Below are 13954 nucleotides of genomic sequence, written 5' to 3'. Positions count from 1 at the left end.
GCGTTCGGCTGGGCATTCGGCTGGGCATTCGGCTGAGCATCGTTCGGCTGCACGTCGTTCCCCGGCGCGTCACCTCGAGGCAGCCCCCGGCAGGTCGACCCGGCCGTTCGCGGCCAGTACCCGCACCGCGCGCACGGTGACGATTCCCCGCCACTCCAGGTCGGAGAGCTCCGAGAACGGCGCCCAGTCGACCGCCAAGCCACCGTCGGCACGCTGGCCCTCCGCCAGCCGGGTGAGGTCGCGGTCGACCACGTCGGGATCGAACAGCGCGCGGGACCGGGCGTCCGGCAGCGGGCTGAGACCGGTGGCGGTCTGACGCTCGCCCTCGGCACCTCCGGCCACGGCGAGCTCGCCGGCCGCGGGCACGTGCGGGCGGATCGACGACTCCAGCACCGCGCGGGCCCGCTCGGGGTCGGGCACCGCGTCGAGGAACTCCACGACGTAACGGAGTTCGATGGCGTGCGCCGGGCGGTAGTCGCCGGTGAGCTGGTTCCAGCAGTAGTCGGTCGCGCGGCGCAGCCACGGGTGGCCGGCCGGGGCGGACCCATCGTCGGAGTTGGCGTCGGAGTTGGCGTCGACTCCCACGATCCGGTGCGCGGCGGCGGCGACCGCGGCGGTCAGATGCAGCGAGGAGGCCGGATCGGGTTCGGGCGCCCACTGCGGCGCGTGTGGCGCGTCGGCCGCGGTGGGCAGGACGAACGGCACCCCGCCGTCGGGCCGGGTCACCGAGTCCAGCCAGTCCATCGTCCGCGCCACCAGGCCGGGCTCCACGACCGCACCGGCCGTGGCCGCGAGCTCGTCCAGCACCTCGAAGGCGCCCAGTGCGCCCACAGGCTGGCTGCTCACCGAGCGCAGATCGGGTTCGAGTCCCGAGCCGAACCCACCGTCCGGGTTGCGGTAGGCCTCGAGGGCGGCGACCACCTGCGCGGGCGTGGCGCGCCCGGTCAGGTGGGCGAACCGGCGGCGTTCGAGCAGCCGGGCGCGGGTGGCGACGAAATCGTCAGCGGCAGACAGATCGACCATGGGGACCAGCCTGCCCGCGTCCCACGCGGAACCGCTTGTACGGAACGGACGTGCCGCCGCACAAGTCCGCGTGTAGCAGTCGGTGCGGGTGTGCCCGGCGTCCTACATCGCGTAGGAGTGCAGGCCGGCGATGAAGAAGTTGACGCCGACCAGGTTGAACACCAGCGCGGCGTACGACACCAGTGCGATCCCCGACACCTTGGTCCGCCACCCGGCCGTCGACCGGGCGTGCAGGTAGGCGGCGTAGCAGACCCAGGTGATGAACATCCAGGTCTCCTTGGGGTCCCAGCCCCAGTAGCGGCCCCAGGCCGCCGCCGCCCACACCGCGCCCGCGATCAGCGCGAACGTCCAGATCGGGAACGCGAACGCGTTCAGCCGGTACGCCACCCGGTCGATGGCCTGCGCGGACGGAAGCTGGGCGAGGTAGCCGCCGGGAGTGCGGGCGCCGGACGCCACCCGGCGCTCGTAGCGGGCCTTGAAGATCTGCAGCGCGCTGGCCACCGCGCCCAGGGTGAAGATGCCGGTGGCCAGGCAGGCGGCGGAGACGTGGATGGCCAGCCAGTACGACTGCAGCGCGGGGATCAGCCCGGTCACCGGAACGTAGAGCACCGAGATGGCGATCGTGAGCAGGACCAGGACGAACCCGGTCAGCGGCAGTCCGAGGAAGTTGCTGCGTAGCTTCCGCAGGGACACGAGGTAGACGACCATGATCACGAAGCTGCCGGTGATGGAGAACTCGTACAGGTTGCTCCACGGCACCCGGCCGGCCGCGAACCCGCGGCACAGCACGCCCAGGCCGAGCAGACCGGTGGACAGGATCGTCAGCGCGACGCCGATCCGGGCGAACAGGTCGGCGCGGTCCACGCCGCCCCCGCCGCCGGTCTCCTGCTCGCGTTCGAGTACGGCGACACCGCCGCCGGACTCACCGTCACCGGTGGCACTCTCGGCGGAGGCCGACTCCCCCGCTGTGGCCGCCGTACCGCCGCTCGCCTCGCCGCTCACCGCCGCGGCGTGCTCCGCCTGACCGGAGGTGCGGCGTTCGCGCCGGAACGCCCACTCCGCCGCGTGCGCCAGCATCGCCAGCGCGATGACCGCCGTCGAGGCGTAGACGAAGTTGTCCGACAAGCTCGCGAGCAACGAACTCACGTCTCCTCCCCGGCCGGGGCCGCGCGGCCGGGAAGGCCCGCGGCAATTCTGTCGATCTCGACGGCGAGGTCGCGCGTCTCGTCGTCAGCGGCGCCGGCCGAGCCGGGCCGCCCCTCCCGCTCCGCGCGGTCTCCCTCGTCGGGAGCCACCCGGGCCACGCCCGGTGCGCGGGAGCTGAGCCGTTCGCCCTTGTCCATGCCGGCGATCGCGACCACGGTACGCCCGTTGTCCGAGGCGACCCGCACCCACACCCGGCGGCGACGTACTACAAGGGATAGTAGCAACCCGGCCAGGGCGAGCACCGCGCCCACCAGCGCCACCGGCGCGCCGGGGTTGCTGCTGATCTGGAGGTTGACCCAGCGGGTGTAGCCGTCGAAACGGATGCTGCCGCCGCCGGGTAGCGAGGCGGTCTGCCCCGGCTCCAGCGACTTGCGCCACGGGCCGTCCCCGCCCTTGAGCTGGGTCAGCCGGGTCTTGTCCAGGCTGTACACCGACTGCGGCACACCCTCGTCGAGGCCGAGGTTGCCGGAGTAGCCGGTGAGGAACACCATCGGCCGCAACGCGTCCGGGAACGCCGAGATCGGCCCGCGCTGCTGGTCGACCATCCCCGTCGGCAGGAAGAACCCCTCGAAGCCGAACTGCCTCGGCCGGGCGTCGGGCACCTTCACCACGCCGGTGGAGGAGAAGTTCGAGTCCTGCGGCAGGAACGGCACCGGGCCGGAGAACGCCACCTTGCCGGTGCCGTCCCGGACGGTGAAGCGGGGGGCGTACCCGTGCCCGCTCAGGTGGATGTCCGTACCGTCCACGTGCAGGGGGTGGTTGATCCGCAGGTGGTAGTCGCGGGTGGAGGCGCCCGGTCGCGGGGTGTACGCCAGCGCCGCGTCGAACGACCGCGGCGACCCGCTCTCCTCGCCGTTGGTGGCGAACTTCACCTTGAAGCTCTTCACGGTGAACGAGAACGGCGCCAGCTGGCTCTCCTTGAACAGCCCGCCGCTCTGGTAGCCGTCGTACTGCGTCACGGTGTTGGCGAAGCCGTTGCCGACGACGACCAGCACGGTGCCGCGGAAGCCGAACAAGCTGCCGATGGCCACGCCGACCAGCACCACCACGATCGCCATGTGGAAGAGCAGGTTGCCGACCTCGCGCAGGTAGCCGCGTTCGGCGGACAACGATGACCCAGCCGGTCCTGCCGGACCGGCGGACCCAGACCCCTCGTCGGCCACCACGCGGTACCGCGCCGCGCGCAGGCGTTCCCGGGCCGCCGCGAGGACCTGCTCCGGCGGGGTGTCGGTGGTCCAGGACCGATGCACCGACAGGCGTTCCAGCCGGCGCGGCGCGACCGGCGGCCGGGACCGGATCAGCCGCCAGTGGGCCAGCGTGCGCGGCAGGATGCAGCCGAGCAGGGACACCAGCAACAGCAGGTAGATCGCGCCGAACCACGGCGAGCCGAACACGTCGAACAGCCCGAAGCGTTCGTACCACCGGGACAGTCCGGGGTTGTTGCGGATGAACTCCGCCACCGTCACCGGGTTGATCCGGCGCTGCGGGATGAGCGTGCCGGGGATGGACGCCACCGCCAGCAGGAACAACAGGATGAGGGCGGTACGCATGGACGTCAGCTGCCGCCACACCCAGCGGGCGAGCTCCCACGGGCCCAGCGGCGGGGCGTCCTTGGGCGCCGACGTCTCGCGTTCGCGTTGCTGTGTCGAGGCCATCCGCTACACCACCGTCAAGAAATTCCCGGCCCACTGCCGCAGCGGGCCGATCACGGCGTCCCAGACCCCGGTGACCATGGCCAGGCCGACCAGGATCAGCAGCGCGCCACCGGCGCGGGTCACCCACACGTGGTGGCGGCGCACCCAGGACAGTCCGCCCAGCACCCGGCGGAAACCGAGCGCCACCAGGACGAACGGCACGCCCAGGCCGAGCGCGTACGCGAGCATCAGCAGCGAGCCGCGCCCGGCGGTCCCCTCGTTCATCGCGAGCGTCGCCGCCACCCCGAGCGTGGGGCCGACGCACGGCGTCCAGCCCAGACCGAACAGCACGCCGAGCAGCGGCGCCGCGGCCAGCCCGACCGCCGGCACCTTGTGCACCCGCACGTCGCGCTGCAGCCAGGGCACGAGACCGACGAACGCCAGCCCGAGCAGGATCGCCACCACGCCGAGGATCCGAGTGAGCAAGCCGGCGTTGACAGCGAGGAAGTTGCCCACCACGCCGAAGACCGCGCCGATGGAGACGAACACCGCCGCGAAGCCGAGGACGAACAACAACGCACCGGCCAGCATCCGCCCCCGCCGCGCCGAAGCCAGGTCGGCGCCGGTGAGCCCGGTGACGTAGGACAGGTAGCCGGGCACCAGCGGCAGCACGCACGGGGACAGGAACGACACCAGACCGGCCAGCGCCGCGATCGGGATCGCCAGCATCAGCGAGCCGTGCAGCGCCGTCCGCGCGAAGCCGTCACCCACCGAGGTCGCCGCGGTGGCCGCGGTCAGAGCGAGCGGGCTCACCGCAGCCCCGTCACGTCGGAGGTGATCTGCTCGAGGGTGCGGCGGCTGACGTTGCCCAGCACCCGGGCGGCGACCCGGCCCTGCTTGTCGATCACCAGCGTCGAGGGGATCGCGCTCGGCGGCAGCGTCGCCCGGAATCCCAGCAGCTGGTCGCCGTTCGGGTCGTAGATGCTCGGGTACGGCACGTCGAAGGTACGCACGAACGCCTGTGCCGGTTGGCGGGAGACGTCGCGGGTGTTGATGCCGAGGAACTCCACGCCCTTGGCCTGCAGGGCGCGGGCGGCGGCGGCGAGGTCGGGCGCCTCCTTGCGGCAGGGCGCGCACCAGGAGCCCCAGACGTTCAGCACGACGACCTTGCCGCGGTAGTCGGCCAGCGCCACCCGCTTGCCGTCCAGCGTGGTGCCGGACACCACGGGTGCTCGCCGGCGTTCGCCCGGCGGCATGGTGGTGACAGTGCCGCTGCCGGAGACGAACCTCGTGGTGGCGTTGGTCGAACGCGAACCGTCGCCGCCCTCACCGCCGCCGTCGGAACCGTCACCGGAACACCCGGCGAGCCCGACCACGCCCAGAAGGGCGAGCGCCGTCGCCGCGGCGAGCGCACGCGACCGTACGCCCCGCGAATGCTTCGGTGACCTCGAACCCATACCGCCGTTCATCCCTAGCTGAAGCTCACGCCCCGGCGACGAACTTCTTGCCCGCCAGGCCGCCCGGCAACAGGTCGGCCGCCGGCTCGGAGTAGTCGACGGACACGATCCGGCCGTCCTCGTACGTGAACGTCGTCAGGCTGGCAAGCGTGCATTGACGCTTGCGTGGGTCGTGCCACAGGCGGCGGCCCTCGACGTAGGAACGCGCCGTCCAGATCGGCAGCTGGTGGGAGACGAGCAGCGCCTCCTCGCCCTCCGCGGCGGTCCGCGCGTCAGCCATCGCCGCCAGCATCCGCACCACGATCGCGCGGTAGGGCTCGCCCCACGAGGGCCGCATCGGGTTGCGCAGGTGCTTCCACGAACTCGGGCGGCGCAGCGAACCGTCGCCCACCCCGAACGTCAGCCCCTCGAAGAGGTTGCCCGCCTCGATCAGGCGTTCGTCGGTGTTGATCGGCAGCCCCAGCTTGTCCGCCGCCGGCTGCGCGGTCTCCTGCGCGCGTTCCAGCGGGGACGCCACCAGGTGGGTGATCTGCCGGGACGCGACCGTCTCGGCGACGCGTTCGGCCATGTCCCGGCCGAGCTGGGACAGGTGGTAGCCGGGAAGCCGGCCGTAGAGGATCTTCTCCGGGTTGTCGACCTCGCCGTGGCGCAGCAGATGGACGAGGGTGCGGCTTCGGCTCACGAACGCTCCTGCTGAGTCGGGTCGGCTGTCGGATCGGCTGTCGGGGCAGGGTCGGCTGTGCGGGGTGGGACCGGGTCGGGTTCGGCGGCAGCGGCGGCTCGGGCCGCGGCCGGCAGGGCGGAGGCGATGCGTTCCAGCGCCTCCTCGTCGTGCGCGGCGCTGACGAACCACACCTCGAACGCGCTCGGCGGCAGGTGCACCCCGCCGTCGAGCATCGCGTGGAAGAACGCGCGGTGCCGGTGCTGCGCCTGCGAGCGGGCGTCGGCGAAGTTGCGGACCCGCGGCACCTCGGTGGGGTCGACGAAGAAGATGCTGAAGAGGTTCCCGGCGAACTGCGGCAGGTGGGGTACGCCCTCCTTGGTGAGCGCCTCGCCGACCAGCCCGGCGACGGTGGCCGCGGTCTTGTCCAGGTGTGCGTAGACCTGCGCGTCGGCCAGGCGCAGCGTGGTGAGGCCGGCCGTGGTGGCGACGGGGTTACCCGCCAGCGTGCCCGCCTGGTAGACCGGCCCGGCCGGGGACAGCCGCTCCATGTGGGCGGCCTTACCGCCGAACGCCGCGGCCGGGAAGCCGCCGCCCATCACCTTGCCGAACGTCACCAGGTCGGCGGCCACACCGTCGATGCCGTACCAGCCGGAACGGCTGACCCGAAAGCCCGTCATCACCTCGTCGGAGATGAACAGCGCACCGTGCTCGTGTGCGGTCGCGGCCAGGAACTCGTTGAAGCCGTCCTCGGGTGGGACCGCTCCCATGTTGCCCGGCGCGGCCTCGGTGATGATCGCCGCGATCTCCTCGCCGTACCTCGCGAAGACCTCGCTCACCGCCGCGCGGTCGTTGTACGGGACGACCAGGGTGTCGCCCGCCTGCGCACCGGTCACGCCCGGGGAGTCCGGGTGCCCGAAGGTCGCCACCCCCGAGCCCGCGGACGCCAGCAGGGCGTCGACGTGACCGTGGTAACACCCGGCGAACTTCACCAGCTTGGCCCGGCCGGTGACGCCGCGGGCGAGCCGGATCGCCGACATGGTGGCCTCGGTGCCGGACGAGACGAATCTCACCTGCTCGATCGGCGTACGGGCGACGATCTCCTCGGCCAGCTCCACCTCCGGGCGGGTGGGCGTGCCGTAGGACGTGCCCGCCGACACGGCACGGGTGACCGCGGCCACCACCTCCGGGTGGGCGTGGCCGAGAATCATCGGCCCCCACGAGCCGATCAGGTCGACGTACTCGTTGCCGTCGGCGTCCAGGAGGTAGGGGCCACGCGCGGAGGTGACGAACCTCGGCGTACCGCCCACGGCGTGGAACGCCCGGACCGGTGAGTTGACGCCACCGGGAGTGACGGCGCGGGCACGGTCGAACAACGCCTGGGAGGCGGCACTTCCGTGCCTGGCGGGGTTTCTCGGCTCGGTCACCGCGTCATTGTCCCTCGCCGGGCTGGACCGCCCGCAGGGGCCGGGGGTCGGCCGGCCGGCGGAGGTTGGTGGGTTTGTGAGGAAGTCCATCGCGTTCGGCGACCAACGGAATCCCACCGGTCGAAAAGTCGGCAGAAGTCGGGCGTAACCTCCGGCCCGCAGCATCGTTGACAGAGACGGCACCGTGCCAACACTTCAAAGACTCGGGGTGGGGACGTAAGGTGAGGCGGTGAGCCGGGGAGGTCGGGAAAGCGCGGAGGCTCGTTGACGGGCCACGTTCACCCGCGCGGACGATCGCCGGAGTCGGGCCCATCGGGGCGGGATCGCGGGCAACCGACACGGCGGACCGGTCGACCAGTCCCCACAGCGCTCAGCACCCACGACGGCCTCGCACACTGACCCTCCCGAGCCAGCGAACGAGCAGCGGACAGGACAGCACCCAAGCACAGACCACCTTCTCCGAGCCCACAGCCGCGACGTGCGCGACCCGCGCACCCCGGGCTCCCCAAGCGGGCTCGGCGCCCTCACCCCCCCGGGCGCGCCGAGCCTCCTCGGCCGCCGCGGCGCCTGGTTACCTCCCCCCCGACCGGGCGCCGTGGCGGCCCCTCCTTTCTCAGGGTGGTCCGCAGGGGCTGCGCCAAACGTGGGCTCGGTACATAACGAGGCCCGCCGTCCGGAAACGGACAGCGGGCCACGCAGAGGTCTTCGCGGGTTCTCGCGGGTCTTCGCTCGCGGCGGAGGGCCGTGGGGGCGGTCAGCGCAGCCGGCGGGCCGCTTCCACCGCCCAGTACGTCAGCACGATGTCGGCGCCGGCTCTGCGGATCGAGGTGAGGACCTCGAGGATCGCGCGGTCGCGGTCGATCCATCCCTGGGCGGCGGCCGCCTCCACCATGGAGTACTCACCGGACACGTTGTACGCGGCGACGGGAACGTCCACCGCGTCCCGTACCCGGCGGAGCACGTCGAGGTAGCCCAGTGCCGGTTTGACGAGCACCATGTCCGCACCCTCGGCGAGGTCGAGCGCGACCTCCCGCATCGACTCGGTGGCGTTGGCGGGGTCTTGCTGGTAGGTGTTCCGGTCGCCTTCCAGGCTGGACTGCACCGCCTCGCGGAACGGGCCGAAGAACGCCGAGGCGTACTTCGCGGAGTAGGCCATCGCGCTCACGTCGGTGTGACCCGCCTGGTCCAGGGCGGCGCGGATCGCCCCGATCTGGCCGTCCATCATGCCGCTCGGCCCGACCACCCGGACCCCGGCCTCGGCCTGGGCGACGGCCATGTCGCCGTACCTCACCAGCGTGGCGTCGTTGTCCACCCGGCCGTCGGGGGTGAGGACGCCGCAGTGCCCGTGGTCGGTGAACTCGTCCAGGCACAGGTCGGCCATCACCACGGTCGCGTCACCGACCTCCGCGGCGACCTCGCGGATCGCGACGTTGAGGATCCCGTCGGGGTCGGTCGCCCCCGAGCCCACGGCGTCCTTGTCCCGCGGCACCGCGAACAACATCAGCCCGCCGACCCCCGCCTCGGCGGCCTCGACCGCCGCCTTGCGCAGAGAGTCCAGGGTGTGTTGCACCACACCGGGCATGGACGGGATCGGGACCGGCTCGGCCGCACCCTCCAGCACGAAGATCGGCAGCACCAGCGAGCGTGGCGGCACCTCGGTCTCGGCGACCAGCCGGCGCATCGCGGGCGTCGTACGAAGGCGCCTGGGGCGCATCTCCGGATAACCCATGGCGTCCAGCGTAGCCAGTGCGCGTGAGGGGCCCGCCGGGCGTACGAAGGGGCCCGCCTGGTCAGGCGGGCCCCTTCGGGGCACTCTTCGGGACGTACGCCGTTCGGCGCGTTCGTCCCGTTACTTGGTGGTGGCCCGGCGCCGGGCACCGGCCTTGCGTTCGGACGGCTTGGTCACCGGGTCGCCGGCCTCGATCTGGGCCGCCCGGCGGGCCTCGCCGAAGTCGGCGAGCGCCTCTGCCAGCGCCTCGATCGACGTCTCCGCCGGCTGAACGTCGACCCGCAGGCCGTGCTCCTCCGCCGTCGTCGCCGTCTGCGCGCCGATCGTGGCGATCACGGTGGTCGCGTGCGGCTTGCCGGCGATGCCGACGAGGTTGCGCACCGTCGAGCTGGAGGTGAACGCGACCGCGTCGAACTTGCCGGTCTTGATCGCCTCCCGGATCGGGGCGGGCGGCGGCGCGGCGCGCACCGTGCGGTACGCCGTCACGTCGTCGACCTCCCAGCCGAGCTCGACCAGTCCGGCCACCAGCGTCTCGGTGGCGATGTCGGCGCGGGGCAGGAACACCCGGTTGATCGGGTCCAGCACCCGGTCGTAGGGCGGCCAGTCCTCGACCAGGCCGCGCGCGGAGTGCTCACCGGAGGGCACGAGGTCGGGCTTGATGCCCCAGGACTGGATCGCTTCGGCGGTCTTCTCCCCCACCGCGGCGATCTTCAGGCCGGCGAACGCCCGCGCGTCCAGGCCGTACTCCTCGAACTTCTCCCGCACCGCGCGCACCGCGTTGACCGAGGTGAACGCGACCCACTGGTAGCGGCCGGTGACGAGCCCGGTGATGGCCCGGTCCAGCTGCTGAGGGTTGCGCGGCGGCTCGACCGAGATGGTCGGCACCTCCTCGGGCACCGCGCCGTACTGCCGGAGCAGCTTGGACAGCACGCCCGCCTGCTCCTTGGTGCGCGGCACCAGGATCCGCCAGCCGAACAGCGGCTTGGTCTCGAACCACGACAGCTTGTCGCGGTGCGCGACCGCCGAGCCGACGACGAGGACGAACGGGCCGGTGAGCCGGGACGACTTCACCTCGGCCGCGATCGTCTCCAACGTCCCGGCGACCGTGCGCTGGTCGGTGGTGGTGCCCTCGGTGGTCACCGCCACCGGCGTGGACGGCTCCCGGCCGGCCTTGACCAGGAAGGCGGCGATGTCCTTCAGGCCCTCGGTGACGTTGGTGAGCACCAGGGTGGCCGAGCCCTCGGCGAACGTCTCCCAGGCCGGCTCGCCACCGCGGAGGTCGACGAACCGGGTCTCACGCACCCTCGTACTGGTCAGCGGGATCCCGGCGTAGGCGGGCACGGCGGTCGCCACCGGCAGACCCGGCGTCACCTCGAACGGCACGTGGTGCCGGACGAACGCGGCGACGTGCTCGGCGGCGTTGCCGTCGAGGAACGGGTCGCCGTGGTACAGGCGTACGACGTGCTTGCCGTCCTTCCCGTGCTTGGCGAGTACTCGGCCGGCCTCGGCCGCGGTCACGGCGTCCTCGGTCAGCTCCAGCCGCTCGGCGTCCTCGCGGACGTGAGTGCTGAGCACGGCCTCGAAGGCCGCAAGCTCACCGGCGATGACGTCGGCACGGCCCAGGAGCTCCTTCGCCCTGGCCGTGACGAGCGCGGGGTCGCCGGGGCCGACCCCGACGAAGGAGACCGAGCCCTGGAGGTTATTGGTGGTCTTTGTCTTGGCGGTCACGTGACGCGTTCCTCGATCAAACGGCTGGCGCCCTCGGCGAGCAGGGCGGCCGCCAGCTGACGGCCGAGCTCCTCCGCATCGCCTAGAGGCCCCGAGGTGGACAGACGGACGCTTGCGGAGCCGTCGACGGCGGCCACGACGGCATGGAGGGAAAGGTCGTCTCCCTCCACTCCGCCGGTGGTCTCGGCGAAAGCTCCCATGGGTGCGCTGCAGCCGGCCCCGATTCCGGCAAGCACGGCGCGTTCGGCGGTAACCGCCGCCCTGGTGCGGGATTCGTCAAGCCCGGCGAGAGCGCGCACCACGTCCTCGTCGGAGTTCCGGCACTCGATCCCCAGTGCGCCCTGGCCGGGGGCCGGGACGAACGCGGTGGGATCGAAGGTGTCGGTGATTTCCCCGGCCCGCCCCAGTCGGGTGAGACCGGCGCGGGCGAGTACGACGGCGTCGAGCTCACCGTCGCGTACCTTCCTGATCCGGGTGTCGACGTTCCCCCGGATCTCGACCAGCTCGAGGTCGTACTCCCTCAGCAGCCGCAGCAGCGCCAGCCGCCGTGGTGAACCGGTGCCCACCCGCGCACCCGCGGGCAGGTCCGCCAGGCGCAACCCGTCGCGGGCGACGAGGCCGTCGCGGGGATCCTCACGCGCGGGTACGGCGGCGAGGACGATGCCGTCGACGTCCTGGGTCGGCAGGTCCTTCAGCGAGTGCACCGCGACGTCGATCTCCTTGCGGAGAAGGGCTTCGCGCAGTGCGCCGGTGAAGACGCCCTGGCCACCGATCGTGGCCAGCGGCGCGCGGTTGCGGTCACCTTCGGTGGTCACCTCGACCAGCTCGCACCGGTGGCCGGCTCGCTCGAGCGCGGCGGCGACGCGGCCGGCCTGGGCCAGCGCGAGAGCGCTGCGCCGGGTGCCGACGCGGAGTGCTGTCATGGCGCACCTCCCGGCTCTCCGGGCTGCACCGAACGATCTGGCTGGGCCGGCTCGACGGGCTCGACGCTGGTGAACGCCTCCAGTGCGCTGAGGTCGAGAGCGAACAGCTCCCGCAGCGCGTCGGTGTAGGAGGTCTCGACCGTCTGCTCGGCGAGCTCCTTCACCCGGATCGTCGGCGCGTGCAGGAGCTTGTCGACCACCCGGCGTACGGTCCTCGCCACTTCGGCGTGGGAGTGGTCGTCCAGGTGCGGCACCCGTGCGGTCAACCGGCGCAACTCGGCGTCGACGACCTCGGCGGCCATGCTGCGCAATGCCACCACGGTGGGCGCCACGGTCGCGGCCCGGCGGGTGGCCACGAAGTCGGCGACCTCCTCGGCCACGATGACCCGCACCGCCTCCACGTCGGCGGCCACACCGTCGTCCACCGTCTCGGCCAGCCGGCCCAGGTCGATCAGGGTGACACCGGCGACGTGCCCGCCCTCGATCTCGACGTCCCGCGGCATCGCGAGGTCGCAGACCACCAGCGGCCGGTCCGGGCGCCGGCGCATCGCCGCGGCGAGGTCGACGGCGGAGATCACGGTGCCGACGGCGCCCGTGCACGAGACCACCACGTCGGCGTCGGCCAGCGCGGTCCGCAGGTCCGCCAGTGGGACCGCGGTGCCCTCGACCTGCTCGGCGATCCGGCGGGCGCGCGAGGGCGTGCGGTTGGTGACCACCACGGTGGCGTCGTGGTCGCGGCGAAGAGTGGTGGCGGCGAGTGCTGCCATCGAACCCGCGCCGACCACCAGTGCCGTACGTCCGGCCAGGTCGCCGTGCACGCCGACGGCCTGGGCCAGTGCCGCGCTGACCACCGAGCGGCCGGCCCGGCCGAGCTCGGTCTCGGTGTGCGCCCGCTTGCCGACCCGCAGCGCGCGCTGGAAGACGCCGTTCAGCACCGAGCCGATCGTCTCCGCGTCCTGGGCGTTGCGCAGCGCCGCCTTGGCCTGGCCGAGGATCTGGGTCTCGCCGACGACCATCGAGTCCAGGCCGCACACCACGGAGAAGAGGTGGCTCACCGCGCCGTCCTCGTACCGCACGTAGAGGTGCGGGGTGAGCTCGGCGGCGGAGACGCCGGCGTGGCGGGCCAGCAGTTCGGCGAGCTCCTCGACACCGCCGTGGAAGCGCTCCACCTCGGCGTAGATCTCCACCCGGTTGCAGGTGGACAGCACCACCGCCGCGGCGACGTGCGGGCACGCCACCGCGTCGAGGAGGACCTTGTCCAGCGTCTCCGGCGCCGGCACCACGCGCTCCAGCAGGTGGACGGGGGTACCGCGGTGGGACAGGCCGACGACCAGAATGCTCATGGGACGAGGGGACTCCTCTCGACTGGGATGCCGTCAACCTGGCTCAGCGGGCCGGGGCCCGCGAGCGACTTGCGTTGTTCGTGGTAGGCGAGGATCTGCAGCTCGGTGGACAGGTCGACCTTGCGGACGTCCACACCGGCCGGAACGCTCAGCACCACGGGAGCGAAGTTGAGCACGCTGGTGATGCCCGCCGCAACCATGCGGTCGCAGACCTCCTGTGCGGCGGTCGCCGGCGTCGAGATGACACCGATGGCCACGCCGTACTCTGACACGACGCGTTCGAGTTCGCTGTACGCCTGGATCACGTGGTCGCCGACCTGCTCACCGACCCGCGCCGGGTCGGCGTCGAGCAGCCCGACGATGCCGAACCCGCGGGAGACGAACCCGGAGTAGTTGGCGAGGGCGTGGCCGAGGTTTCCGATGCCGACGATCACCACGGGCCAGTCCTGGGTGAGCCCGATCTCCCGCGCGATCTGGTAGCGGAGGTACTCCACGTCGTATCCCACCCCGCGGGTGCCGTAGGACCCGAGGTAGGACAGGTCCTTGCGCAGCTTCGCGGAGTTGACGCCGGCCGCCCGGGCGAGCTCCTCGCTGGAGGCGGTCGCGATCCCCCGGTCCGCGAGCGCGGTCAGCGCCCGGAGGTAGACCGGCAGTCGCGCCACGGTCGCCTCGGGGATGCCGCGGCTCGGGCGCGCTTCCTGCTCGTTGGTGCGGCGGGGGTTCGGCGGACTCACTTCTCTCCCGTAATGACACGAGACGTCGTCGACAGGGCTGGTGACGCCTCTGCTCGATCGGAGCCGTTCCCGACCGGCGATCTCCAAGC

12 protein-coding genes are annotated in these 13954 nt (G+C 72.3%); all 12 read right to left on the bottom strand.

Annotation, left to right across the window (positions count from 1 at the left end):
• Window positions 1-69 precede the first annotated feature (69 nt).
• Window positions 70-1023, bottom strand: coding sequence for a hypothetical protein (locus tag ABZV93_RS07565; protein ID WP_354932013.1), 954 nt, complete (start codon window positions 1021-1023; stop codon window positions 70-72).
• 102 nt (window positions 1024-1125) lie between these two features.
• The gene (gene ccsB / locus ABZV93_RS07560) at window positions 1126-2169 is read right to left on the bottom strand and encodes a c-type cytochrome biogenesis protein CcsB (protein ID WP_354932010.1); all 1044 of its coding nucleotides are present in this window, start codon (window positions 2167-2169) and stop codon (window positions 1126-1128) included.
• On the bottom strand, window positions 2166-3884 hold the full coding sequence (locus ABZV93_RS07555; RefSeq protein ID WP_354932007.1) for a cytochrome c biogenesis protein ResB: 1719 nt from the start codon (window positions 3882-3884) through the stop codon (window positions 2166-2168). The genes ccsB and ABZV93_RS07555 overlap by 4 nt, the downstream gene beginning before the upstream one ends.
• A 3-nt stretch (window positions 3885-3887) precedes the next feature.
• Window positions 3888-4634 carry a cytochrome c biogenesis protein CcdA gene (locus tag ABZV93_RS07550; protein ID WP_354932569.1) on the bottom strand — a complete coding sequence of 249 codons (747 nt, stop codon included), beginning with the start codon at window positions 4632-4634 and terminating at the stop codon, window positions 3888-3890.
• A 38-nt stretch (window positions 4635-4672) separates the two neighbouring features.
• Window positions 4673-5320 carry a TlpA disulfide reductase family protein gene (locus tag ABZV93_RS07545; protein WP_354932004.1) on the bottom strand — a complete coding sequence of 216 codons (648 nt, stop codon included), beginning with the start codon at window positions 5318-5320 and terminating at the stop codon, window positions 4673-4675.
• Between the two features lie 25 nt (window positions 5321-5345).
• Window positions 5346-6002 (bottom strand): histidine phosphatase family protein, encoded by a 657-nt coding sequence (locus ABZV93_RS07540; RefSeq protein WP_354932001.1) that lies wholly within the window; start codon window positions 6000-6002, stop codon window positions 5346-5348.
• Window positions 5999-7408 carry a glutamate-1-semialdehyde 2,1-aminomutase gene (gene hemL, locus ABZV93_RS07535; RefSeq protein ID WP_354931998.1) on the bottom strand — a complete coding sequence of 470 codons (1410 nt, stop codon included), beginning with the start codon at window positions 7406-7408 and terminating at the stop codon, window positions 5999-6001. Before hemL ends, ABZV93_RS07540 begins: the two co-directional genes overlap by 4 nt.
• A gap of 754 nt (window positions 7409-8162) precedes the next feature.
• The gene (gene hemB, locus ABZV93_RS07530; protein ID WP_354931995.1) at window positions 8163-9137 is read right to left on the bottom strand and encodes a porphobilinogen synthase; all 975 of its coding nucleotides are present in this window, start codon (window positions 9135-9137) and stop codon (window positions 8163-8165) included.
• Window positions 9138-9257: 120 nt separating this feature from the next.
• A complete protein-coding gene (locus tag ABZV93_RS07525; protein ID WP_354931992.1) occupies window positions 9258-10865 on the bottom strand; it encodes a uroporphyrinogen-III synthase in 1608 nt (535 codons plus the stop codon).
• The gene (hemC, locus tag ABZV93_RS07520) at window positions 10862-11788 is read right to left on the bottom strand and encodes a hydroxymethylbilane synthase (RefSeq protein WP_354931989.1); all 927 of its coding nucleotides are present in this window, start codon (window positions 11786-11788) and stop codon (window positions 10862-10864) included. The genes ABZV93_RS07525 and hemC overlap by 4 nt, the downstream gene beginning before the upstream one ends.
• A complete protein-coding gene (locus ABZV93_RS07515) occupies window positions 11785-13131 on the bottom strand; it encodes a glutamyl-tRNA reductase (protein WP_354931986.1) in 1347 nt (448 codons plus the stop codon). The genes hemC and ABZV93_RS07515 overlap by 4 nt, the downstream gene beginning before the upstream one ends.
• Window positions 13128-13865, bottom strand: a complete 738-nt coding sequence (locus ABZV93_RS07510; protein ID WP_354931983.1) for a redox-sensing transcriptional repressor Rex — start codon at window positions 13863-13865, stop codon at window positions 13128-13130. The genes ABZV93_RS07515 and ABZV93_RS07510 overlap by 4 nt, the downstream gene beginning before the upstream one ends.
• Window positions 13866-13954: the final 89 nt, after the last annotated feature.

It is taken from the genome of Actinopolymorpha sp. NPDC004070 (assembly GCF_040610475.1).
GTDB lineage: Bacteria > Actinomycetota > Actinomycetes > Propionibacteriales > Actinopolymorphaceae > Actinopolymorpha.
Note: the sequence above shows the minus strand (reverse complement) of the source record. Positions and strands in the feature narration are given on the sequence as shown.

Coding starts and splice junctions, on each gene's coding strand:
- ABZV93_RS07515 (WP_354931986.1), bottom strand. CDS start 13,131: ATGAGCATTCTGGTCGTCGGCCTGTCCCACCGCGGTACCCCCGTCCAC.
- hemB (WP_354931995.1), bottom strand. CDS start 9,137: ATGGGTTATCCGGAGATGCGCCCCAGGCGCCTTCGTACGACGCCCGCG.
- ABZV93_RS07555 (WP_354932007.1), bottom strand. CDS start 3,884: ATGGCCTCGACACAGCAACGCGAACGCGAGACGTCGGCGCCCAAGGAC.
- ABZV93_RS07565 (WP_354932013.1), bottom strand. CDS start 1,023: ATGGTCGATCTGTCTGCCGCTGACGATTTCGTCGCCACCCGCGCCCGG.
- ABZV93_RS07545 (WP_354932004.1), bottom strand. CDS start 5,320: ATGGGTTCGAGGTCACCGAAGCATTCGCGGGGCGTACGGTCGCGTGCG.
- hemC (WP_354931989.1), bottom strand. CDS start 11,788: ATGACAGCACTCCGCGTCGGCACCCGGCGCAGCGCTCTCGCGCTGGCC.